We start from the raw sequence: 23,213 nt of genomic DNA on the forward strand, positions 1-23,213 counted from the left end.
CAGGTCTAAGAACGACGAATATTCAGACAACACCAATCCTGCCGCCGCCACAACGTCGCCACAATCCAATCATTTTGCTCCAGCGTATCGGCGATCGGCTTCACTTGATCCAGCAAAATACCGCTGAGAATCCCCCAAGTAGTCGCTTTAGCCAAAGCCGCCATATCAGGGATCATATCCAAGATGACCTCAGCCAGAATATTACACGTAAAGCCATCCACAGGCCCCTGAGTCATTTGAATCAAGCGATCGAGACTGCCCGTTTCAACCAACAGTCGGTCCGGATCAACCTGATTTAGCTCCACATTTTCGTGAACCGAGCGAACCGCTAGCGGATCAATGTCAACCGCGTAAGCTTTCCGCGCTCCCAACAACACTGCACCGACCGAAAGAATGCCAGAGCCACAACCAATATCCGCCACAACCACATCTGTCGCCCCTGGCCCCATCCGCATCTCTAATGCTTCCAGGCAAAGCTGAGTCGTTGGGTGCGCCCCTGTTCCAAACGCCACCCCAGGATCTAAACGTAGAAGCAAACGATCCTCCAGAGTTGCCTCATCCGGTAGTGGCAGCCAGGCTGGATAGATTAAGAAGCGATCGCCAATCTTCTGTGGTTGCCAGTGCTGCTTCCAGCTACTAGACCAATCCTCCTCATCAATAATTTCCCATTGCACCGCCGGAACAGGCATCCCTACAGCCAGCGCATCTTGACGCAGCAACAAAGCCAACGCCGCCAAATCCAATAGATGCGCCTGTTCCTGGGGCAAATACGCCTTTACCAAACAAGCATGGCCTCTAATTTCACTAGACGTACCTTTACAGCCAAAATCCTCTAGCCGCCAAAAAGCTAAATCGTCCAGCGCCGGATCGCAAAGAACCTGAATTTCCCACCAGCTATTTGCCAAGATTGCCGCCCCAGATCAAAGTTATGCTCAATCAACCCATCCACTCGGAAGTATTGTACGCGCCAAAGCAACTGTAACAATCTCCGTCAACTATCTTCTCAAAAGATCGAGATTGACGCAGAAAGAATCTCTACAGCCACAAATTTTTCAGAGCCATATTTCAGATCTATAACTGATATCATCCACATCACCGACTTCAAATTCCACCATCTCGAAACACCTATAACCAGACTCGTCTGGAGGGGGTCTGGGGGACGCAGCCGTCCCTCAGCGGGAGTTTGAGGGCAGGTGCCCTCAAGGCTCGGATTCTACTCAGGTTCAAACATAAAAAAGGCAGTGAGAACCAAAATTGATCCCCACTGCCCCATCTAAATCACTAAACGTCTAAGCGATCGCTTTACAGCGTAACGAAACCTACAACGTCACCGTATAAGCATCCCGAATCCCTGGTACCTTCAGGATCTCAGCCAAAATCCCATCTGGTAGTGGATCATCAATACTTAGCACCATCACCGCATCACCGCGCACAATCTTGCGGCCTACCTGCATACTCGCGATGTTGACATTGAAACTGCCCAAGAGAGAGCCAATCTTGCCAATAATCCCTGGCATATCGCGGTGCAACGTAAACAGCATGTAACGGTTAGGTGGCACGTTGACTGGAAACTCGTCTACATTCGTAATCCGAATTTCATCACCGCCCAATAGCGCCCCTGTCACCGAATGCTCACCCAGCGATCCCTTAGCAGAGACCACCAAAGAGCCTGTATAGTCCTTCACCGACGCATCACGAGTTTCCACCACCCGAATGCCGCGTTCCTTGGCCTCAATGCTGGCATTTACATAGTTAACTCGCTCTTGCAACGCATGGGAGAGTAAACCCTTCAGCGCCGCAATCACAATGGGTTGCGTATCACTGCTAGCAACCTCGCCTTGCAAACGGATATTCAGGCTTTCCACCCGACCGCCAGCCAACTGAGCCACCAAATTGCCTAAGGTTTCAGCTAGTTGCAAATAAGGACGCAGTTTCTCTAGAACTTCGGGACGCAAACCGGGGATGTTGACTGCAGACCGAGCGGGCAGACCTAGAAGCACATCGCGGATTTGCTCAGCTACATCGATCGCCACGTTGACTTGGGCTTCTTCCGTGGAAGCACCCAAGTGGGGAGTCAGAATCAAATCTTTGCCTGCCGATCGCAGAGAGGATTCGCCCAAAGGCTCAGCTTCAAATACGTCTATGGCTGCACCCGCAATTTTGCCAGTTTTAACGGCCTCCACCAGAGCGTCTTCATCAATGATGCCGCCACGGGCACAGTTGACGATGCGGGCGGTGGGCTTCATTTTTGCCAACGACTCTGCATTGATCAAGTGAGTCGTTTCTGGGGTTTTAGGTAAATGCAGCGTAATGTAATCCGCTTCGCGCAGCAACAAATCGAGTTCTACGAGGCGGCAACCTAGCTGTTCCGCCCGTTCCGTAGAAACGAAAGGATCGTAAGCGAGCAGTTTCATGCCCATCGCTCTAGCAACAGTGGCAACATGTGCCCCAATTTTGCCTAAGCCCACAATCCCCAAGGTTTTCTTGTAGACTTCTACGCCTACGTAGGTCTTACGGTCCCATTGACCGCTTTTGATCGATTGATTGGCATCAGGGATGTAGCGAGACAGAGACAGCATCATTGCTAGCGTGTGCTCTGCCGCTGCGATCGTGTTGCCTTCGGGCGAGTTGACCACCAAAATCCCGCGACGGGTGGCAGCAGGCACATCCACGTTATCTACGCCAACGCCAGCGCGACCAATAATCTTGAGTTGCGTGCCAGCCTCAATAATTTCTTGCGTGACCCGCGTACCAGAGCGGATCATTAAGGCATCGTACTCCGGGATAATCCGGATCAGTTCTTCAGGAGGCAACCCAGTTTTGACATCAACTTGGGCTACCTGGGAGAGAATATCAATTCCAACTTGGTCGATGGGATCGGAGACGAGAACCTTTGACATGGTAGGCAGATTTAACGCGAAAGGGAGAACTTGCCCCACTGAACAAGTCAGCAGCAATTGAGCGGCAGCGTTGTAACGGCTTACTATAAAGACGATTTGCCACAATAGGCCATTGTAGAACTAAAGCGTCTCACCGCTGCTGATCCCCAAAAAGTTTTTTGATCTTGATCAATACTCCTGAGAGAGATTTCCCAGAAATAGGGTGATAGAACTCTTCTGGCTTCCGACTTCCGGCTCCTGACTTCTCTACGTTCTGCTATTACTAGATCCGGTGATGAAATTTTCAACCAAGTTATGAACTACCTTGTTGCTGTACTGAGCGATCGCATTCAAGCTGAAGCAGCTTACTCAGCTTTAGAAAAAGAAGGACTCAAGCCTAATCAAGTGGCGATTTTGGGCAAAGGGTATCAGAGTGCCGACGAGTACGGCTTGTTAGACCCCAACGCAGACGCTCGCAAGCAAGCCATGCTAATGATTCTGTGGTTGGCTCCCTTTGGGTTTGCAGCAGGTTATGTCTTTAACTTCATTACAGGCATCGAATTATTTAGTTGGGCTGGGAGCTTGGGTAACCATCTGATCGGTGGCGTCCTAGGTGCCATTTCTGGAGCAATGGGCGGGGCGGTGATCGGAGGCGGAGGAGGTTTGCTGATCGGGGGTGGCGATACCTTGCCTTACCGCGATCGCCTCGATGCTGGAAAGTATTTAGTGGTCGTGCGCGGCTCTAGCGCTTTACTCAACCGGGCCACTCGCACTCTCCGCAACTTCCCCACTGAGAATCTGCAAGCTTATACCGAGCCAGGCGTGGAATGAGGAGCATCGAATCCAGCTTTTTATAGATTGCTTCCGTCCTATGAGCGCGTTAGCCTACCACTAGACTGCTGAGATTGATTTGCAAGCTGAAAGCTGGATCAGCTTGTTGTCAAAGTTTGTCGTCAAAAAGAAGCTGGTAAAAGCGAGGCTAAAAGTACATGAGCTTTGACTATGACTTGTTGATCATGGGCGGTGGGTCAGCAGGACTTGCAGCCTCAAAACGAGCCGCAGCTTATGGAGCGCGGGTGGCGATCGCAGAGCAAAGCGCCATGGGAGGAACCTGCGTCAACCGGGGTTGCGTGCCCAAAAAGCTAATGGTCTACGCGGCTGATTTTCCGCAGTTGTTTCATGATGCGGTCGGGTACGGCTGGCAAGCAGTCCAACCCCAGTTCGAGTGGTCGAAGCTGATGCAAGCGATCCGGCAAGAACTGCAACACATCCAACAGTCGCACCAACAAGCGCTAGCCAAGGCAGGGGTAGAGATACTTACAGGTCGCGCCACTTTTGTAGACCCCCACACGTTGGCAGTTGGCGATCGCCAAGTTACGGCAGACAAAATTCTGATTGCGGTGGGGGGCAGACCCACCAAGCCCAACTTTCCGGGAGCCGAGCACGCTCTCACTTCTGATGAGATGTTTCAACTGTCGCAGTTGCCTCAGCAGATTGCCATTATTGGGGGTGGCTACATTGGCGTAGAGTTTGCCAGCATGCTGCGAAATTTCGGCTCAGAAGTCACTTTGGTTGATAATGCTGAGCAAGTCTTGTCTGGATTTGACTCAGATCTGCGTAACGAAGTGCAAGCAGGGTTGATTCATCGTGGCATTAAGTTTTGCGGCAATAGCACCGCCAAAGAAATTACGTCGGAAGCCGCAGGGCTGTGTCTGCAACTTGCAGGCGATTGTTCTGAATCGCTGACAGTAGATACAGTGCTGTGTGCTGTAGGACGCACGCCAAACACGAAAGACTTAGGTTTAGAACAAGTAGGGATTGCCACAGACCCTAAGGGCGCGATCGCGGTGGATGAATATAGCCGCACGCATCAACCTAATATTTTTGCTGTGGGGGATTGCACTAATCGCCTAGCCCTCACTCCCGTCGCCAAGATGGAAGCGATCGCCTTTGTGGAGACTGAATTTGGCGGGCAACCCCAACCAGTTAACTATGATTGTGTGCCGACAGCGGTATTTGCACGTCCAGAGGCGGCATCGGTGGGCTTAACTGAAACGAAAGCCCGGGAGCAGTTTGGGGATGAGGTGCGTTGTGAGTCCAGCCGATTTCCACCCTTATATGTCAGTTTGACGGGGCGACCGGAAAAAAGTTTGGTGAAACTAGTTCTAGATAGTCGCTCCGATCGCGTCTTAGGAGCGCATATGGTGGGTGAGGCGGCTGCCGAAATTATTCAAACTTTGGCGATCGCGATCAGAATGGGAGCAACCAAACGGGATTTTGACCAGGCGATCGGTATCCATCCCTCCAGCGCGGAAGAGTTTCTCACCCTTTGATTTTTCCCTTTAATTTTTGAACTGGTCAAAAAAAGTCCCCAGATTAGAAACCAGGGACTCATAGGAGTACGGAGCACTGAGTTACACTTGCCCTCGGACATCAAGCCCTTAAGACTTCAAGCCAGGAGGGAACTGTTGTTACTTAACTTAACGTTGCCATCTTGTTTCCCCCTCTATCAAGGGAAAGGGCCTGCTGTTAAAGCGTTATGTGGGTAAGAACACAAGTTGCTAGACCTAGCTAAAGGAGAGATGCTAGGCCATCAGACGATTCAACCGTAGAGGGAGTGCAGATTGAGTTGTGACTTGCATTATCCAATGTAAGTCATCAATAGGAGGCGACCATGACAGGAATAGAATACGGTCTGGTCATCGTACTGCTACTAGCCGTATTTCCGTTTTCAATGGCTCAGATGGGCGTTGCTTTAGACCAGGAAGATATTGAGAGCTTCTTTGCCTGGACTTGCATTGCATCTTCGATCGCGGGCTTACCTGCTGTAGCAATGTTATTGGCTTGAGGGAGGCAGCGATGCTGACTTGCCTCTATTTACTAAGTTGGTTTCTCTTTTTGGGCGTTGCTTCTTGGTGGAGCCGACAATCTCGCGCGAACAGCTCCAACCGCTAGGCACAAGAGTTGCGACCTACGGTTTGCTGTACAGCGATCGCTCTGGATCGTTCTGCCATTTTGCCAAGGTCGAGATTGTTTTGCTCGTCAATCAGATTCTCACGCTGCAACAGCTCAAAGATAATGTGCGAGAGCATCGTCTCCACTTGTGCGGCTTGCGCACTCAGCCAGTCATGAGTTGAAGCGTCCTGAGGCGAGGTCTGAATGCACTCGTGCGTGTAGCGATGAAATTCTTTCACTTCTTTTAATAAATGAACTAAGTAGCTAGGGCATTGGCAAGCAATGACATCGGCTGCTTCACAAATAGCGAGTAACTGCTCATCAGAAAATTGCTGTGACACTTGGATGGTTTGGCTGGGCTGAGTCATGGTGGCAAGTAACAGGGATAGTATTTCAGGAACGAACCGAATTGTGGCGAAATCTATCGATGAGGAATCATCGGGCTTGCCAAAGCTGAATGAGACGTGAAGCTGAGACAAAAAGCTTGCCTGTGGAGCTACGGCAGCTAGTAAATCTAATTAAAAGACTGAAAAAATTAAATATACCAGTCTTAAATAATTGATGAAATTGGCGCATTGTCAGATGTCTGGCGCTCAAATGGTCCTTCCACATATCAATTGAATTTGATATTAGAAACCAAAAGAATCTAAATAAGCGGTTGGTAAATTTTAAGATTTAAATGAAGGAAAATTAAATGTAGGCTAGTAGCTCAAATATGCCCAACTACCCAAAGAGCTAGAGGATTTATTAATGAGCTTGCATCAATGCTTGTTACTAGATTTAAGTTTTGCTAAAGATTTCGCTCAGGTCAAAACCTAACCTAATATATCAGTTTTCAAGCTTGATTTACACGAGCTGCACCATCAACTTTTTAGTAATCTAAGCTACTAAGGAAGCTAGCGATTCTAGCTTTTACCTTACTTCTACCCTTAGGCGGACTTTAGTGTAACGTAACTATGTAGCTATCTATACAAGGATGTATTTAAGCTATATTTTGCAGGGGTTCTAGCATTTTCTGCGCTTTAGCAATTGCCCTAGATTTAAAGTTTTTTGTAATTTATGCGACATAAGATTCCCCCTAGCTTACGGTAAAGCCCAAATGTTTAAAGATTTTGCAAAACAACTTATTGCAACACCGTAAACTTTTGAATAATTCATCTTCTATTCTTAAGGTAACTAACGTAGATTTAAGTACTTTTGCAGTAGCTTTTGCCTACAGTTGCACTTTTTTATAATTTAGCCCTAGTCCTGACTCAATTCGCCTTCATGACAGCCCAACCGCCTCCTCTCGGTAAAGACTTGGACCTCAACAACGTGACGCTAGAAAAGTTGCTGCGCCACATGACCGGAATGAACGGGCGGCTGAGTCGTCTTTATGAAGCCGCTAATGTCTCTCCTGCCATCCCTATAGAGCTAGTGCCTACTGCTTTCAAGGAAGTAGGCATGGCTTCAGAGGAATTACAAGTTGCCATTGAAGAGTTGCAGCGGCAAAACAATGAGTTGGTAAACCTACAACAGCAACTCGTTCAAGAGCGCGATCGCTACCGAGAACTGTTTGAGCTAGCTCCCGATGCTTACTTAATCACCGCGGCAGACGGCGTCATTCGCGAAGCCAATCGCGCAGCAGCTTCCTTGCTCAACGTGGCCCAACGTTTTCTCGTTGGCAAACCATTTCTGAGCTTTGTTCCCCTAGAACATCGGCTTCTGTGGCAGCGAAAAATTTTGCAATTGCAGTCAATGGAGCGATCGCAAGACTGGGAATTACCCCTCCAGCCCCGCGAGGATAGCTGTGTCACAGTCAAAGCCACTGTTTCTGTTGTGCCCAATACTGGACCCAGCACAGAGGGCGAACCTTATTGCCTGCAATGGCTGATTCGTAGCCTACCGGCAGAACGCAATCCCGTTAAATCTCTTATAGCAGGGCAAAGCCGTAGCTCCGTCGGAGATGCCTCCGTGCATAAGTACGTCAAGGGGGAACTTATTCCTTGTAAGGCAGATGCCATTTGGCAAGTTCAAGAAGGACTAGTGAAGTTAAGCACCTTCTCAGAAAATGGTGAAGAAGTGCTAGTTGGTATAGCAGGCCCTGCTATGGCTTTTGGATCTGGCTTGACCTCGCTCCATGTCTACCAAGTAACAGCGCTTACAGATGAAGTGCAGTTAGGAGCGATTACTTGGCAGGAGATTGCTACCAAACCAGAACTCGCCCAATCTTTGCTCTCTGACATCAGCCAACGCCTACAACAAAGCGAAGCATTTTTAGCCGTAGCAGGACGGCGACGGGTGCAAGACCGCTTGCGTAGTTTTCTGCTTTTGTTGAAACAAGAAATAGGCCAGCCTGTGTCTAATGGGGTGCGGATTCCAGTTCGGTTAACCCATGAAGACTTAGCCAATGCTTGCTGCACCACCCGAGTTACGGTAACGCGATTGCTAGGAAAACTGCAACAACAAGGCAAAGTCACTCTAGATCCAAAGCACTACATTATTTTGCACGACTAAAACTTCTAAGCTTCATTAGCTGACTTGATATACAGCTCATGTTTGGTGGCTGTTTCAGGCGGTTTTGAGGTAAGTTGCCTAGCGATGTAAATTTCGTCACCCTAGTAAATTATCTCTGTAGATATAAACCCCCAAGGGTCTAATCAGACCTCTTGGAGGAACACACCGAGTATCAGTTGCGGCTACAAACAAAGTATGCTCCTTTTCGTTACAGGATGTCAGGAGCAAATTGCCCAGGTTGGCGCTCAGTAGTTCTCTTCTACATAGCTAATTTGCAAGGAGAAGTTTATGCCAGGTCAAATATGTTGGTTATCCCTCACAGGTGGAGATGGGGAAAAAGTACTGCATTTACGCACCCATCCTAGCCAACCTTGGAAGCCTTATACTGCTTGTCCAGGTCTTGCAGTTAGTGACTACAACATTCCTGGTGGCTCTAAGGGTTGGGCGACTTACCAAAAACTGTTACGGGCAGGCTGGACTTTAGTCCCAACGGCACAAGCAACGCAACAACTAGTACCAGCTCAGTAAGATTTCAGCTTAAGACTAAGTTTTAGCTCATGCCTGATGTGCTGAAGATAACTTAGACAAACTGATCGAGCTATATACGATCGCCTTATATTCACCCTATCACTCACACTCCTATCATCCACACTCAATAGTGATTGTGGCTGCTGAATAATACCAACCTCAACCATAAAAAAACGGAGATGTTTATGACTGGCCGTCACTCCTCAATTTCGGGACGAGCGGAAGAGTCCGCAGGGGATTCTAGCCAAAAGCCAGTAGGGGCTTATACGAAGGAGCAGTACCTACGGAATTGCTCAGTGTTTGATCGCACTTGGGAGCAGGCGATCGCTAATTCGGTTGGTTTGCCTGATGCAGGAGTTGGCTCAGCAGTCACGCAACCTCGATTTCACCTTAGTCAGCAAGTCTACTTTGTGGGTGGGCAAGGAACGGTGAAATATTGCCAACCTTATGCCCAGACTTGGGCCTACTTAGTAGAAATGGAACTTGGCCCCGTACCAGAGATGGGTCGGATTGGCAGCGAAGCGACGATTTTGCTGAATGAGGCGGAAATTTATGCTTCGGTGGATCTGTGTCTGGTCGTAAGTTAGATTATGCCTCCTTTCGTCTCTCTGTCGTGGTGTAGATACATGCACCGGAGACAATGGCCTAGAGTGAGGGCGAACAGTTGGAATTTTTTAAAGCAGCACTTAATATGCCAGATCTCGGAGAACAAGCCATCAGCAAGGTGGCAGAAGTAGGAATTTCTAGCCAGCTTGATGAAGTAGAAGAGATTAATGTTGATATCCGCACTGACCCCCTTAAGATGATGCAGGGGCAGGTGGATTCAGTGGCGATCGACGGCAAAGGGATGGTAATGCAGGAAGATCTGCGCATGGAAGAAATGCAGATCACCACTGGTAGCATTTCTATCAATCCTTTGAGTGCTGCTTTTGGCAAAATTGAATTACAGCGACCGACGGAAGCAGATGTTCATGTCGTTCTCACCGCAGAAGACATGAACCGCGCTTTTAACTCAGACTTTATTCGAGAGAAGCTGCAAAACTTGCCCGTGACCATTGATGGTCAGCAAACGACCGTAAATGCTGAGCAAGTAGGATTTTGCATGCCGAGTGCTGGTAAATTTGCCATCAGTGCCAACGTGAAAGTAGCAAGCTCTGGTGAGAGCAAGCAAGTTGCTTTTACGGCCACTCCTAAGGTTGCGGATGGAGGCCAACGAATTGCTCTAGAAGATGTGGAGTACTCGGAAGGGGAAGGTTTATCCCCAGAACTCACCACTGCCTTGTTAGAGCAAGCAACCTCTTTATTAGATTTACGCAATTTTGCGTTAGAAGGCATGTCCCTGCGGTTAAAGCAGCTGAATGTGCAAGAGGGCCGCTTAACGCTAGAAGCCAATGCTCTTGTAGAGCAGTTTCCCTCCGGAGAGAGTTAAATAACTGAACTTGGCTAAACATCACATCGTCTTCACTTTGGAGTCATGGGATGTTTAGCTGTTTTTACTAGTTGGATTATGTCTAAATTGTAAAAACAGTGAGATTTGAGTTATTAGTAGTTGAAACCTAAGGAGACCAATTATGGTACAGACCCCCAATATTCCACCTATTATTGAAAGCGAAGAAAGCGACTATCGTGATAATGGCATCGTCAGTACTGTGGCGATCGCGGGCCATCCTTTGCATCCATTAATCGTAACTTTTCCGATCGCAGTTTTGGTTTTAGCCGCAGGTACAGATTTCGCCTACTGGCTGACCCAGGATGCTTTTTGGGCTAGAGCTTCTTTTTGGTTATTAGCCGTTGGGTTAATCTCAGGTGTGGTAGCTGCAATCACCGGGATGATGGACTTCCTGAAGATCGAGCGCGTTCGCAAGCGTACAGCAGGTTGGGCGCATATGTCTTTGAATGTGGCAGTGCTGTTGCTCTCGATCGCTAACTTTGCATTGCGCTGGGGCAATACCACAGGTGCAGTTTTACCAACAGGGATCATTATTTCAACAATTGTTGCAGCGCTGTTAGGTCTTTCTGGTTGGTATGGAGCTGAACTCGTTTACCGCCACAAAATTGCTGTCATTGGTTATACTGATAGACAAAGCAGCACATAGGATTGATTGGAGCTTTTTAAGAATCTTAAAGTTTTCGTGGTAGGTAATATCGTAAGGTGAGGGATAGGTTTTTACCTGTCCCTTTTTTGTGTTTTCTGATCATGTTTTACGTGGCTTTTCAGGTTATCTTTAAATGTTTTGCAAAGGAAATTTGAGATAAGCCTTCTATTTCCAATGATTTGAAAGTCTCTGCTTTAAGACTGAAAATCAAATTTCGGGATCTTATTATGATTGGGTGTATTAAATAATTTAGAAGCTAGTTGGCGTTTTGCTTGATTAATCCTTGTGGCTTCAGTAAACTACATGGCACTTGGATTAAGTATTTTTCTCTACTGGCCACTAGTTTTTTAAGCTCAACTCTCTTTAAACAAACCCATTTTTTACCAAGAATCACATGAATGCCAAGTGCAACGAGAGCATGTTGGCTCAGCGACTTGAAGTAGTAACCCAACACGCTGAGAAACTAGTTGATAAGGCTCAGAACCTATTCGAGCAGCATCCAGAGATCCTGATCGAGTGTTTAACAGAGCTCCAACTGGCTCTAGAAGAACTGCGCGTGGCCGAGGAGGAGTTGTGCCAGCAAAATGAAGAACTTCAGATAGCTCGGGCAGTCATAGAAATTGAGCGACAACGCTATCTAGACCTGTTTGAGTCTGCGCCCGATGGCTACTTGGTGACTGATCTCTATGGAGTTGTGCAAGAAGCCAATCAGGCCGCAGCTCGTCTACTCAATATTGACCCGATGTATCTGGTTGGTAAGCCGATTGCAAGTTTTGTTCCAGAAGAGGCTCGGCGTGGGTTTCGCTCTGTGGTTAATCAGCTACCCCAAATTAGCCGGGTGCAGGAGTGGGAAGTACAGTTGCAGGGCTGGAGGAGCGATCGCTTTGATGCAGCCTTGACCGTGGAAGCAGCTCGTTGCCCCTCTGATGGCAAAGCGATCGCCCTACGCTGGCTGGTGCGGGACATTACCAGCCGCAAGCAAGCTGAAGCAAAAATTCAGCAGTTACAAATGCAAAATCTCCACCTCGTCGAGGCCGATCGCCTAAAATCGCAGTTTATGGCGACGATGTCTCACGAACTCCGCACTCCGATGAATGCGATTCTGGGGTTTTCCGATTTGCTCTTGCGTCAGTTTGACCCAGGGCAACAGCGACAGCAACGAGCCATGCTGGAATGCATTTTTAGAAATGGCAAACATCTGTTGGACATGATTGAGGAAATCTTGGACTTCTCCAAGCTCGAAGAAAACCATTTAACACTCAAGCTAGAAGTCCTGGATTTAGCTCAACTTGTACAGGCTATCGCAGCAGAAATGTCTGCCCTGGCGGAGGAAAAGCATCTGAAGTTCAAAGTGCATGTGGCCCAACCCAATATTGCGATCGTCAACGACTCAGGCCGACTGCGGCAGATTTTGATCAATTTGGTTTCCAACGCAATTAAGTTTACTGACAGCGGCAGCGTCTATTTAGAAGTGCACGAGTTGTCGAGAGAGCAAATCGTGATTACCGTCAGTGATACGGGCATGGGTATTGATCCCGTCAACCAGGCGCATATTTTTGAAGCTTTTCGCCAACTAGATCAGTCGATCGCTCGACGACATAACGGCACAGGTTTGGGCCTCTCGATTACCAATGCTCTAGTGCAACTAATGCAAGGCCAAATTACAGTCGAGAGTCAGATCGGGCGAGGCTCAACCTTTCGTGTAGAACTGCCGCGCCGCCTCAGCCTAGGCTAAAGCTGCCTGTAGGGGGACGAGCTTCTAGATATATTTTGATACTTTCGAAGTACCCCCTCATTTCAACTTACTTTGACTCAGGCTGCTAACCACAATGCTGATAGTAGTAAAGATCTAGATGTACCGTTTGCGATTGTGATCGGTGCCTCGGCAGGCGGGGTGGAAGCGCTTGTGCGACTGGTCAAAAAACTACCTGCAAATCTCTCAGCGGCAGTTTTTATAGTAGTGCACTTCCCGCCTTACGGTAAGAGCGTCTTACCCCAAATTCTCAACCGTTCTGGATCTTTGCTGGCTAAACATGCCGAAGATGGAGATGGCATTTTGCCAGGGCACATTTACATTGCGCCCCCAGGCTACCATTTGCTACTCAGGCAAAATTCTATGTTTCTGAGTCATGGCCCCCGTGAGAACGGCCACCGACCTGCCATTGATCTGTTATTTCGTTCAGCCGCTAGAGCTTACCAATCGCGTGCCATTGGCGTAGTGCTATCTGGAGCTTTGGACGATGGCACCGTAGGTTTGGAGCTGATTAAATCCAAAGGTGGCATTGCGATCGCTCAAGACCCAAATGAAGCAGTATTCGACAGCATGCCTCGTAGTGCGATCGCGAATGTAGAGATAGATTATGTGTTGCCTGCTACCGACATCGCCTCCATTTTAACTAAGTTAGTGTCTAGCCCTCTGACGGAGAAACCTATGCCCCCCGATGAAACTCAGATCGAACAAGAAGCGGAGGTGGTTGCGGCAGATAAAGCTGCTTCAGAGCAGGGGGAGAATTCTAACAGAGCTTCGGCTGTCACTTGCCCGGAGTGTGGAGGGGTGCTTTGGGAAATCCGCAACGATAATTTGGTGCGCTTCCGCTGCCACGTGGGGCATGCTTACTCCCTGGATAGCTTAATCTCAGAGCAAGCCGATATGGTAGAGCAAGCTCTCTGGGCCGCAGTTCGAGCCTTAGAAGAAAAAGCAGCCTTGGCGCGGCGGATGTCCTCTCATGCTCGCCAACAAAATTATGCTCACACCGAAAATCAGTTTCAGGAGCGGGCCCATGAGGCTGAGAAAAGCGCTAATTTATTGCGTCAAATTTTATTTCAAAGCTCCAGAAATTCAGAAGCCAACCAAGCCAGCTAAACGATAACCCGCTAGCTCGGCCCTCTTTCCTGCTTCATCCCTCCTGCTTTATCCTGCCTCTTTCCCTGATTCCCCCTCCTGCTTCCTGGCCATACAAACTCAGCGTCTGCTGCATCTCTCCCCAGATCTGCTCTTGCTCTTGCATGGCTTGTCGCACCTTTTCTTCTGCTTGGTAGGCTGTTTCCGCAGCTTGTCTCGCTGCTTCTGCTGCTTCGCGTGCAACTTCGGCAGCTTGCCTCGCCTGTTCAGATGTTTTTCGTAAAGCTTCGGTCATTTGCCTTAGCTCTTCAGCCGTCTGCCGCAGTTCTTCATTAGTTTTTCGAGCCAGTTCCGCCTCTTGGCGTAAGGCTTCTCGGGCTTGCCTAACTACCTCTGCTTGATTGCGCCACTCTTCTACAGTTAATCGGTTGGTCTCATTCGCTTCGCGCTGTTGTTCTTGAGACTGCCGCAGTTCTTCATTAATCTGTCGCTGGTCTTCGGCAGTGTCTTGCGGGCCAGTTTGGGCTCGCCATCCCTGCTCTGTGCCAGCGGGCCATCCTGCTGCCAAGGAGTCTGCGCTGGTTGGCTCTTGTTGCATTGCGATCGCTGCTCCTCGCTGGGTGAGATCTCGCTCCACTGCTTGAGTTGCTTAGCAGGACTTCGGCACTATCTGTCAAAATTAGAAGCAGTAGGCTAAGCACTAACGGTTAACTTGCAGACTTCGGTCTTACTTCCTTTATGATGCTGTGAGCCATGCCAACTCAAAAAATTTGCCCTCAACAGCATCTTTCTTCGTGCTTCCATCTTAAGCCATGAACTATTCCAGCGAAAACTCAGAGTTTGAAGCGTTACTACAGTACATAAAGCAGAGCCGAGGCTTCGACTTTACAGGCTATAAACGCTCCAGCTTAATGCGCCGAGTAAGTAAGCGGATGCAAACGGTGGGCATTGAGAAGTACGACGATTATCTGGATTATTTAGAAGTCCATCCAGATGAATTTAATTCGCTTTTTAATACGCTGTTGATCAATGTCACCTCGTTCTTTCGCGATCGCCCGACTTGGGACTATATCAGCAGCACCATTATCCCTCGCATCCTGGCTGACAAAAAATCTGGCGACCCGATTCGGATTTGGAGTGCCGCTTGTGCTTCAGGTCAAGAAGCTTATACGATCGCGATCGTCATTGCCCAACTGATTGGGATGGAGCAATTTCGGGAGCGGGTAAAGATTTACGCCACCGATGTCGATGAGGAAGCGCTGAGCCAAGCTCGCCAAGCGATTTATCCAAAACGAGATTTGGAGGGCTTATCTCCAGAAGAGATCGAGCTGTTTTTTGAGCCCGTGGGCAACTTTTACGGTTTTCGGAAAGAATTACGGCGATCGGTCATTTTTGGCCGCCACGATTTAACCCAGGACGCTCCCATTTCTCGAGTTGATTTACTCATCTGCCGCAACGCCTTGATGTATTTCAATGCCGACACGCAGGCTAAAATTATTACTCGCTTTCACTTCGCCCTCCGAGATCACGCATTTTTGTGTTTGGGCAAAGCAGAAATGCTCCTTACCTATGCCAATACCTTCGCCCCAGTCGAACTGAAACGCCGGATCTTTACAAAAGTACCCAGATTAAATTCACGCGATCAGCTCCTGCCCATGAAAACAGGAAATAGTAGTACGAGTAGTGAGCCTGACAATAGCTATCACATTCAAAACGTCGCTTTCGATCGCGGTCCCCTAGCTTCTTTAGTCGTGAATGCTGAAGGTTTATTAACCTTGGTGAATGAACAAGCGCGGGTGCTATTTAACCTCACAACTCGTGATATTGGTCGGCCTTTACAAGACCTAGAAGTCTCTTACCGTCCCCTTGAGTTACGCTCTTGTATCAACCAAGTTTATAGTGAGCGCCGCCCCTTCAGCTTCAGAGACGTAGAATGGTTGGCTGCTCAAGGAGAAAAGGTATTTCTAGATGTCCGAATAGAACCCCTGCTAGATCAAGAAACCTACATCTTGGGCGTTAGCATTACCTTCACAGATGTCTCCCGCTACAAACGACTGCAAGGGGAGCTAGAGCATTCCAACCAAGAGTTAGAGACGGCCTATGAAGAGCTGCAATGTGCTAATGAAGAGCTAGAAACGACCAACGAGGAATTGCAATCCAGCAACGAAGAGTTGGAAACGACCAACGAGGAACTGCAAGCCACCAACGAAGAGTTGGAGACCATGAATGAAGAGTTGCAAGCCACCAACGAAGAACTCTATACCGTCAATGACGAACTGCACCGCCGCGGCGATGAGCTGAATCAGGCAAATGCTTTTTTAGAATCTATTTTGAGCAGCTTGAAGGGCGGTGTGGTGGTGGTAGACCGAGACTTACATATTCAAATTTGGAACTATAGATCTGAGGACTTGTGGGGGTTACGCACTGGAGAAGCCTTGGGCCAAAACTTTTTGAATCTAGATATTGGTCTGCCTGTGGAGCAATTGAGACAATCAATGCGGGCTTGTCTCACAGCTGACACGACTAGCGCTACTGAAATCACGCTGGATGCCATCAATCGTCGTGGCAGACAGATTAAATGTCACGTGAGCTGCGCCCCTTTATTGGGTATCACGAGCCAAGTTCAAGGCGTGATTTTGCTAATGGAAGACCGCAGCGAAGGAGAGTTGTAAACGGTTTCAGCCGTCAAACCTGCTAAGGCTGGCTTCGTCAGCGGTAAGACAAACCAGAACTTAGCACCTGTGCCAGGCACACTCTCCACTCCAACTCGGCCCCCATGAGCCGTAATAATTTGCCGACAGAGATAAAGTCCCAAACCGATTCCGGTCAAATGAGGATTGTCTAACCCCCGGACATAGAGCTTAAAGAGGCGATCGCAAACCTCTGGTCCCATGCCTACGCCGTTGTCCTCAACACTACAACGAATTTGTTGGTCTTCTACCGTCGCCTTCAAGGTCAACTGCAAGCCAGGAGCATTGTGCTTTAGGGCATTAGTAATCAGGTTTTTGAAGACTTGCTCCAATTGTTGCGGGTCAGCAATCAGTGGCGGCAAATTGGCTGGCAAGAGATTGCAAACGGTTGCTTGGTTTCGCACCAACAACGGCTCCAAGTCTTCTAAAATGTCTTGCACCAAACCATCTAAGCGCACCGCCTCATAGGATAAAGCCATTGGTTGACTTTCACTCGTTTGGTCTTCCAGCAAGGAGTTGATCAAATTCAATTGACGTTCGTTGCTTTGCACCATGCGATCCACCATCGATCGCATCACTGGTACTGAGTCGCCTGGCTTGTTCTGCAAATTCTTCAAAATCAACGACATGCCCATAATCGAAGTGCGGACATCGTGAGAGAAGGCATGCAAGAAAATATCCTTGAAGTGATTTAAGTCTTGCAGTTCCTGCATTTTTTGTTGCAGTTGGGCGGTGCGTTCTTCGACTTGAGACTCTAAGTTGGTGTTGAGCGCTTGTACTTGTTGGTAAAGCTGACCTTGCTGGATGGCGATCGCCACCTGAATCGCCAGTTGTTCTAACAAGTTGACTTCAAAGGGTTGCCACTGGCGAGGATGCTCGCACTGATTCGCCACCAACACCCACACTTCATCACCCAAAATAATCGGCACACCCAAGCTCGCCTTGACTTGATATTGCTGGTAAAAGGCAGCAATTTTTGGCGTTGACTGGCTCAGAGCTACATCGTTGACCACACGGCTACAGCCTGAGGCAAACAAAGCCCGAAATTCTTGCACGCCTTCCTCGTCATATTCCAAACACATCACTGAAGGCCAAGCGCCGGACACCGATTCTGCCAAAACATAGCCCTGCGCCTGATTGTTGAGATGACCAATATAAACGCGGTCTGCCTGAAGAAACTGCCGTACCTCTGTAACGGTGGTGTTGAGCACCTGATCTAGCTCGAGCGATCGCCTAATTTTGAGGGCAATTTCCGTTAGCAACTGAGTACTGCGGAGGGCTTCATGGACTTGCTCCGAAGCCGCTTGCAGTTGAATTTCTGTTTGTTTGCGCTCCGTAATGTCTTGAACCGTTCCCGTGACACTGTGGTCCGAAAAGGCGAGTTTCTCACACACCAGGCGCTCTGTGCCATCGGGGTACAAAATTCGATAATCAATTCGGCAGGGTTGGCGCTCCACCATTGCTTGTGCCAACGCTTGCTCAACGCGATCGCGATCGTCAGGATGGATGGCTTGTAGCGCCTGCTCCGGATCGGGAGGAAAGGTTTTGGGCACAAACCCCAGAATGCGATATAGCTCGTCGGACCACCGTAGTTGCTGCTGGCCCCAATCTAAGTCCCAGTTACCAAGTTGAGCAATCCGTTGGGCATTGGCTAAGCTGGCTTCACTTTTCTGCAACAGCTCAGCGGTGGTTTGGCGCTCGCCCACAGCCCCAGCCAAAACCAAAGCGGTAGTCGTCACCACTCCCATAAAAGCTTGCAAAAACAGCACGGCTTGAGTCAGGTGCTCGGCCTTAGCGAAGAAAGGCCCATGCCCGTGAAACGCCTCAAAAATTGCAATGCCAGAGACCACCAAGCTAGCTAATACTGCCCCCGGCGGCCCAAAGCGCAGCGCCCCCCATACCACTAGAGGAAACGGTAAATATTCCAGTGGATAATGGGCGATCGCTGCTTGGGGCTCGGAGCCAAAAACAACCCAACTCACGACACACAAGAGACTTAACCAGACTGCTCCCTCAACCCGCTGCCCAGGCTTCTGAAACAAAGCTGGCCACTGGCGACAAATCAGCAATGCGGGTGTAGCGACCAAAATGCCCATGCAGTCGCCTAACCAGAGCGTCCACCCGTTTTCCCAGGCTTGACTCCACTGCATCCAGCCCAGTGAACCCTCAATCAGGGTACTCCAAGTCGCATTAATCAGTGGGGCACACAGCGCAGCAACAATTAAGCCCCAGACATCTTGCAAACGGTCTAAGCTAGGCCGAAATCCTAAACGCCGCAATGCGATCGCCGCTACCACTGCTTCTGCCACACTGCCCCAAGACGAAACAAAAGAATGACCCGCAGAGCCGCCCAAGGACTGCACCAGCAAGAAATCCCCTAGAATCACGCCTGGCCATAGCCATGATCCCCGTAATAAAAATGCAGCTAAGGCAATGCCTGCGGGAGGCCAGAGCGGTGTTGCATTGGCATTCAGCCCGATCATAGAAATCGAGATTTTAGCCGTGGCAAAGTATGCGATCGCCAATAGAGCGACCGAACACAAATATTGCAGAACTTGAGGACGCTTTAAGCGCATAGGTGCCAGCCGAAAAGCAAAGATAACGGGCAGGAGGTTTGTATCGTCTAACTACGCTCTAAGCCAGGAACTCAGGGCCACACCAAGTGAAAGGCGGATAGAAGCAAATGCAGTGCTATCCCACCTCTGGCCGAGTAGCCAGTCACTTCCTCTCTAGATTGACCCACTTACGAGCAATTTCACTTCCTCCAGTAGGATGAGCCAACCCGAATCACCAAAACGGGTGTTGTACGTCCGGCGATCGCCCTCCATTGTTTGTAAAGATTATGCTATGGGTCGCATGCTTTTATGGATGAGTCAGCTTGAAGCTGATTTAATCGATTTATTCAACCACATCACCCTGTCAGCCACACTACCCGACACTGTGATTTTTTGTTTGTCCTTAAACCTTTATGAATGTGTCCTCCAATTCTGCTCCCTTACGAATCCTGCTTGTCGAAGACGATCCCATGATGCAGTTGGGGTTGGAGCAAGCCTTGGCTGACTACCCCGAATTTGCAGTCGTGGGTCAAGCGGATGACGGTTACCTGGGCGTGGAAGCGGCAATCCGACTCAAGCCAGACTTAGTGGTCATGGATATTGGATTGCCTCGATTAGATGGCATTGCCGCAACTCAACAAATTAAAGCAGCCTTACCAGAAGTCCGGGTGGTGGTGCTGACCTCCCACACCACTGAAACTGAAATTGTGGCAGCCCTCTCTAGTGGAGCCGATGCCTACTGTATTAAAGGCTCTAGCGTCGATCGCCTGCTGACCGCGATTAAAGCCGCCCAAGAAGGAGCGACTTACCTCGACCCGCAAATTGCCCGTCGAGTCATTGAGCATCTCAAGCCTCCTGTCTCATCGAGCCACTTGGGGCAATTGTCGCAACGAGAACTAGACGTCCTGCGGCTGATGGTAGACGGTAAAACGAATCCTGAAATTGCTGAAGCTCTGTACCTCAGTCCTAACACGATCAAGACTCACATTCGCGGCATCATGAATAAGCTGGCAGTAGACGATCGCGTGCAAGCTGCGGTAGTTGCCCTGCGCTCTGGCTTGGTCTAGCCCCTTTATCATCTTTTTAAGCTTCAAACGCCTGCTACAAGCAAACAACATGTTCCGGAATGGGAACTTTGAGAAAAAGCGCACAGAATAGTTATAGATGGCTGTTCTCACACAATTAATGCGCGGCTCAGTGGCAGGAGATTAGAAGCAATCGCATGGCTGGCACTCATAACTTTGGCTTAGTGGCACTTTCAGTCGCGATCGCTGCCGTGTCGGCCACCCTATGGCTGACAGTACAGGCAAAAAAGCCATTCTCATCTCTAAGACAAAAGCTAACTATAGCTTTACTCAACTGGCTTGCTGACTCGTCTTCTAGCCATCTAGGGATACAGCAGCAAGCCCTACCAGCAATTGAACTACAGCCAGCGGCAACAGCCCTCAAGATCAACCAAGGCTTTCTAGACCAAATCTTTCACCGAGCTGCTGATCCGATTTTTGTCAAAGATCAACAGCATCGTTGGATCCTCGTCAACGACGCCTTTTGCCAAATCATGGGCTATCCCCGTGAGGGCTTGCTTGGCAAATCCGACTATGACTTCTTGGCTCAAGCAGAAGCAGGGCGGATTTGGGATGATGACAACTTAGTCTTGACCACAGGGCTAGAACACGAAACCGAAGAAACCTTAACCGACCGCGCTGGAATCGTCCGAACTCTGTTAACGAAAAAGATTTCCTTTACCGATGCTGCGGGCAATCCAGCCTTGCTCGGCATCATGCGAGATATCACTGAGCGCAAACAGATGGAGTTAGCGCTGCAACAAACCGTCGAGCGGGAGCAGGCTGGTGCTAGAGTGATTCAGCGCATGCGCCAAACGTTGGATCTGGCTAACATCTTCAATGCCACGACCCAAGAGCTACGACAGGTAGTCAACTGCGATCGCACCCTTGTCTACCGCTTTAAACCGGACTGGAGCGGAGAACTTGTTTCTGAATCGGTTGCTGCGGGATGGCGGACTCTATTACTGGCTCAAACCTTCGAGCCCGAACTCACGAAGGCCGCAGTGATCAACCCTAACTGCCATGCCAGAGATCTCGGCAACGACACTAGCCTCATTCAGGACAGCTACTTACAGTCCAGTCAAGGCGGCGTTTATCGCCGGGGTACTAGTCATCTTGCGGTTTCAGATGTTTACACAGCTGGGTTTGACACCTGCTATCTCGACCTACTGGAGAGCTTTCAAGCTCGCGCCTACGTGATTGTGCCAATTTTTTGCCATAGCCAGCTCTGGGGTTTACTCGCAGCCTATCAAAACTCAGGCCCAAGGCATTGGGAAACCGCTGAAATCCAAATGGTAGTTCAGATTGGGATTCAACTAGGAGTGGCAATTCAGCAAGCCGAACTCCTAGCCCAAACTCAGCAACAGTCAAAAGAATTGCAGGCGGCGAAAGAAGCAGCAGATAAAGCGAACCAGGCTAAAAGTGACTTTCTCGCCAACATGAGCCATGAGCTACGCACTCCTCTCAATGCCATTCTCGGTTTCGCGCAATTGATGCATCATGCCAAGGGGATCACTTCCGAGTATCAACAATACTTAGACATCATTAGTCGGAGTGGCGAACATCTCCTGGAATTGATCAATGACATCTTAGAGATGGCAAAAATTGAAGCGGGTCGGAGTACGCTTCACGAAACTAGCTTCGATCTACACCGCTTGCTTGACAACTTGACGGAAATGCTCCAGTTGAAGGCGCGATCCAAAGGATTGCAGCTTACTTGTATCCGTACCACGGATGTCCCCCAACTGGTTAAAACTGATGCTAGTAAATTACGTCAAGTCCTGATCAACTTGCTGGGGAATGCGATCAAGTTTACCGATCGCGGCCAAGTTACCCTCCGAGTCAGTCTGGATCAGAGCCAGTCCATCCCAGATTGCACTTCTCAATTGACCGACTCCAAATCGTCCAGTAAGACTCGCCTCATTTTTGAGGTACAAGATACAGGGCCTGGGATCGCCCCCGATGAGCTTAATCAACTGTTTGAAGCATTTTGCCAAACAGCAGCAGGCTTAAAAATTGCTGGTGGTACTGGTTTGGGTTTGCCGATCAGTCAAAAGTTTGTGCAGCTCATGGGAGGTGAGATCACGGTCGAAAGTCAGCTAAGCCGTGGCAGTCTCTTCCACTTTGATATTCAAGTAGAAGCAGAGAATAGCCCTCCGCTGGAAACAGAATCCTCGGCTAGGCAGCAAATCAGTGGCTTAGCTCTGGGGCAACCCCTCTATCGGATTTTGGTTGTGGAAGATAGCTCCACCAATCGATTTTTGCTTGTGCGGCTCCTCAGCCAAGTGGGATTTGCGGTTGAAGCGGTAGAAAATGGTCAGGAGGCGCTAGCAGTCTGGCAACATTGGCAGCCCCATCTCATTTTTATGGATATGCAAATGCCAGTGATGGATGGTTATGAGGCGACCAAACGAATTAAACAGTCGCTGTCGGGACCCAAAACCGTTGTGGTGGCTCTGACTGCCAGTGCTTTTGAAGAGCAACGCCAAGATGTTTTCTTAGCAGGCTGTGATGATTTCGTTCGCAAACCTTTCCGCAAAGAGGCCCTCCTCGCAACCATTAGCCAGCATTTAGGCGTGCAGTATCTCTACGAAGAACTACCAGCGCTGGTAAACAATAGTGCTGCCAAAGCGGCGCAAATTGCTACACAGAAGGTTGATGTTAGCCAACAACTTGCCGCCATGCCGACAAATTGGGTGGCTCAATTGCATTACGCTGCTTCTCAATGCAGCGATCGCTTGATTACTGAACTCCTACAAGAAATTCCGACTGAATTTACCGCCCTAGCGCTGACCCTGACTGAATTATCTGAAAATTTTCGATTTGACCAAATTACCACCCTAACTCAGTCACAGGAGCAGTAGTACTTCATCAAATCAGGTTTGTGGGATTGGGTTGCACAATTCGCCCAACCCACACAAATTTCACGTTGGAATACTACTATAGGAGGAATGGAATATCCGCAACAAGACTGTCTAGAAAAAGGCTGCGAGTCAATCTGAGCCTAGCGATCGCCCAATTTCTACCCTTGGCTCAGTTCTGAATTAGATTAACTTTGGGCATACTAAAAAATAATTCAATTTTTTTTGAACTTAATTGTATTAATCG

At 49.0% G+C, this 23,213-nt stretch carries 18 protein-coding genes; 13 read left to right on the top strand and 5 right to left on the bottom strand.

Features of this window, described 5'->3' with window-relative positions:
- Positions 1 to 5: 5 nt before the first annotated feature.
- Both prmA and serA read right to left on the bottom strand, forming a co-directional pair.
- The gene (prmA, locus tag NDA01_RS18875; protein ID WP_190441794.1) at positions 6 to 905 is read right to left on the bottom strand and encodes a 50S ribosomal protein L11 methyltransferase; all 900 of its coding nucleotides are present in this window, start codon (positions 903 to 905) and stop codon (positions 6 to 8) included.
- Positions 906 to 1,319: 414 nt separating this feature from the next.
- Positions 1,320 to 2,900, bottom strand: a complete 1,581-nt coding sequence (gene serA, locus NDA01_RS18880; RefSeq protein ID WP_190553957.1) for a phosphoglycerate dehydrogenase — start codon at positions 2,898 to 2,900, stop codon at positions 1,320 to 1,322.
- 294 nt (positions 2,901 to 3,194) lie between these two features.
- Here serA and NDA01_RS18885 point away from each other — a divergent pair, with 294 nt between their 5' ends.
- From NDA01_RS18885 to NDA01_RS18895, 3 genes are all read left to right on the top strand, one after another.
- Entirely contained in the window at positions 3,195 to 3,710 is a 516-nt protein-coding gene (locus tag NDA01_RS18885) for a hypothetical protein (RefSeq protein WP_190441798.1), read from the top strand.
- A 158-nt stretch (positions 3,711 to 3,868) separates the two neighbouring features.
- Positions 3,869 to 5,212: a glutathione-disulfide reductase gene (gorA, locus tag NDA01_RS18890; RefSeq protein ID WP_348229158.1), complete on the top strand. Its 1,344-nt coding sequence runs from the start codon at positions 3,869 to 3,871 to the stop codon at positions 5,210 to 5,212.
- 341 nt (positions 5,213 to 5,553) lie between these two features.
- Positions 5,554 to 5,727, top strand: a complete 174-nt coding sequence (locus NDA01_RS18895) for a hypothetical protein (protein ID WP_190441802.1) — start codon at positions 5,554 to 5,556, stop codon at positions 5,725 to 5,727.
- A gap of 103 nt (positions 5,728 to 5,830) precedes the next feature.
- Here NDA01_RS18895 and NDA01_RS18900 read toward each other — a convergent pair whose 3' ends face one another.
- Positions 5,831 to 6,202, bottom strand: a complete 372-nt coding sequence (locus NDA01_RS18900) for a hypothetical protein (RefSeq protein WP_190553955.1) — start codon at positions 6,200 to 6,202, stop codon at positions 5,831 to 5,833.
- An 898-nt stretch (positions 6,203 to 7,100) separates the two neighbouring features.
- Here NDA01_RS18900 and NDA01_RS18905 point away from each other — a divergent pair.
- From NDA01_RS18905 to NDA01_RS18935, 7 genes are all read left to right on the top strand, one after another.
- Positions 7,101 to 8,330: a helix-turn-helix domain-containing protein gene (locus NDA01_RS18905; protein ID WP_348229159.1), complete on the top strand. Its 1,230-nt coding sequence runs from the start codon at positions 7,101 to 7,103 to the stop codon at positions 8,328 to 8,330.
- 288 nt (positions 8,331 to 8,618) lie between these two features.
- Positions 8,619 to 8,858, top strand: a complete 240-nt coding sequence (locus NDA01_RS18910; protein WP_190553953.1) for a hypothetical protein — start codon at positions 8,619 to 8,621, stop codon at positions 8,856 to 8,858.
- 185 nt (positions 8,859 to 9,043) lie between these two features.
- Positions 9,044 to 9,445: a hypothetical protein gene (locus NDA01_RS18915; RefSeq protein WP_348229160.1), complete on the top strand. Its 402-nt coding sequence runs from the start codon at positions 9,044 to 9,046 to the stop codon at positions 9,443 to 9,445.
- Between the two features lie 104 nt (positions 9,446 to 9,549).
- Positions 9,550 to 10,287 carry an LmeA family phospholipid-binding protein gene (locus tag NDA01_RS18920; protein ID WP_190441809.1) on the top strand — a complete coding sequence of 246 codons (738 nt, stop codon included), beginning with the start codon at positions 9,550 to 9,552 and terminating at the stop codon, positions 10,285 to 10,287.
- Between the two features lie 142 nt (positions 10,288 to 10,429).
- Positions 10,430 to 10,954 carry a DUF2231 domain-containing protein gene (locus tag NDA01_RS18925; protein ID WP_348229161.1) on the top strand — a complete coding sequence of 175 codons (525 nt, stop codon included), beginning with the start codon at positions 10,430 to 10,432 and terminating at the stop codon, positions 10,952 to 10,954.
- A gap of 394 nt (positions 10,955 to 11,348) precedes the next feature.
- A complete protein-coding gene (locus NDA01_RS18930) occupies positions 11,349 to 12,689 on the top strand; it encodes a PAS domain-containing sensor histidine kinase (protein WP_348229162.1) in 1,341 nt (446 codons plus the stop codon).
- Between the two features lie 72 nt (positions 12,690 to 12,761).
- Positions 12,762 to 13,817 carry a chemotaxis protein CheB gene (locus NDA01_RS18935; protein WP_348229163.1) on the top strand — a complete coding sequence of 352 codons (1,056 nt, stop codon included), beginning with the start codon at positions 12,762 to 12,764 and terminating at the stop codon, positions 13,815 to 13,817.
- Between the two features lie 34 nt (positions 13,818 to 13,851).
- Here the strand turns inward: NDA01_RS18935 and NDA01_RS18940 are convergent, their stop codons facing one another.
- Positions 13,852 to 14,433, bottom strand: coding sequence for a hypothetical protein (locus NDA01_RS18940; protein WP_348229164.1), 582 nt, complete (start codon positions 14,431 to 14,433; stop codon positions 13,852 to 13,854).
- A gap of 175 nt (positions 14,434 to 14,608) precedes the next feature.
- Here NDA01_RS18940 and NDA01_RS18945 point away from each other — a divergent pair, with 175 nt between their 5' ends.
- On the top strand, positions 14,609 to 16,468 hold the full coding sequence (locus tag NDA01_RS18945) for a CheR family methyltransferase (protein WP_348229165.1): 1,860 nt from the start codon (positions 14,609 to 14,611) through the stop codon (positions 16,466 to 16,468).
- On the opposite strand, the gene NDA01_RS18950 is transcribed toward NDA01_RS18945, so the two are convergent.
- Positions 16,420 to 19,062 carry a sensor histidine kinase gene (locus NDA01_RS18950; RefSeq protein ID WP_348229166.1) on the bottom strand — a complete coding sequence of 881 codons (2,643 nt, stop codon included), beginning with the start codon at positions 19,060 to 19,062 and terminating at the stop codon, positions 16,420 to 16,422. The genes NDA01_RS18945 and NDA01_RS18950 overlap by 49 nt on opposite strands.
- A gap of 392 nt (positions 19,063 to 19,454) precedes the next feature.
- Here NDA01_RS18950 and NDA01_RS18955 point away from each other — a divergent pair, with 392 nt between their 5' ends.
- Both NDA01_RS18955 and NDA01_RS18960 read left to right on the top strand, forming a co-directional pair.
- On the top strand, positions 19,455 to 20,108 hold the full coding sequence (locus tag NDA01_RS18955; protein ID WP_190553947.1) for a response regulator: 654 nt from the start codon (positions 19,455 to 19,457) through the stop codon (positions 20,106 to 20,108).
- Positions 20,109 to 20,263: 155 nt separating this feature from the next.
- Positions 20,264 to 22,969 carry a response regulator gene (locus NDA01_RS18960; protein WP_348229167.1) on the top strand — a complete coding sequence of 902 codons (2,706 nt, stop codon included), beginning with the start codon at positions 20,264 to 20,266 and terminating at the stop codon, positions 22,967 to 22,969.
- Positions 22,970 to 23,213 lie beyond the last annotated feature (244 nt).

The sequence above is a fragment of the Trichocoleus desertorum AS-A10 genome (genome assembly GCF_039962155.1).
Classification (GTDB): domain Bacteria; phylum Cyanobacteriota; class Cyanobacteriia; order FACHB-46; family FACHB-46; genus Trichocoleus.

Excerpts from the sequence above, each read along its gene's own strand:
- serA (WP_190553957.1), bottom strand. The coding sequence starts at position 2,900 with ATGTCAAAGGTTCTCGTCTCCGATCCCATCGACCAAGTTGGAATTGAT.
- NDA01_RS18885 (WP_190441798.1), top strand. The coding sequence starts at position 3,195 with ATGAACTACCTTGTTGCTGTACTGAGCGATCGCATTCAAGCTGAAGCA.
- gorA (WP_348229158.1), top strand. The coding sequence starts at position 3,869 with ATGAGCTTTGACTATGACTTGTTGATCATGGGCGGTGGGTCAGCAGGA.
- NDA01_RS18895 (WP_190441802.1), top strand. The coding sequence starts at position 5,554 with ATGACAGGAATAGAATACGGTCTGGTCATCGTACTGCTACTAGCCGTA.
- NDA01_RS18900 (WP_190553955.1), bottom strand. The coding sequence starts at position 6,202 with ATGACTCAGCCCAGCCAAACCATCCAAGTGTCACAGCAATTTTCTGAT.
- NDA01_RS18905 (WP_348229159.1), top strand. The coding sequence starts at position 7,101 with ATGACAGCCCAACCGCCTCCTCTCGGTAAAGACTTGGACCTCAACAAC.
- NDA01_RS18910 (WP_190553953.1), top strand. The coding sequence starts at position 8,619 with ATGCCAGGTCAAATATGTTGGTTATCCCTCACAGGTGGAGATGGGGAA.
- NDA01_RS18915 (WP_348229160.1), top strand. The coding sequence starts at position 9,044 with ATGACTGGCCGTCACTCCTCAATTTCGGGACGAGCGGAAGAGTCCGCA.
- NDA01_RS18920 (WP_190441809.1), top strand. The coding sequence starts at position 9,550 with ATGCCAGATCTCGGAGAACAAGCCATCAGCAAGGTGGCAGAAGTAGGA.
- NDA01_RS18925 (WP_348229161.1), top strand. The coding sequence starts at position 10,430 with ATGGTACAGACCCCCAATATTCCACCTATTATTGAAAGCGAAGAAAGC.
- NDA01_RS18930 (WP_348229162.1), top strand. The coding sequence starts at position 11,349 with ATGAATGCCAAGTGCAACGAGAGCATGTTGGCTCAGCGACTTGAAGTA.
- NDA01_RS18945 (WP_348229165.1), top strand. The coding sequence starts at position 14,609 with ATGAACTATTCCAGCGAAAACTCAGAGTTTGAAGCGTTACTACAGTAC.
- NDA01_RS18950 (WP_348229166.1), bottom strand. The coding sequence starts at position 19,062 with ATGCGCTTAAAGCGTCCTCAAGTTCTGCAATATTTGTGTTCGGTCGCT.
- NDA01_RS18955 (WP_190553947.1), top strand. The coding sequence starts at position 19,455 with ATGAATGTGTCCTCCAATTCTGCTCCCTTACGAATCCTGCTTGTCGAA.
- NDA01_RS18960 (WP_348229167.1), top strand. The coding sequence starts at position 20,264 with ATGGCTGGCACTCATAACTTTGGCTTAGTGGCACTTTCAGTCGCGATC.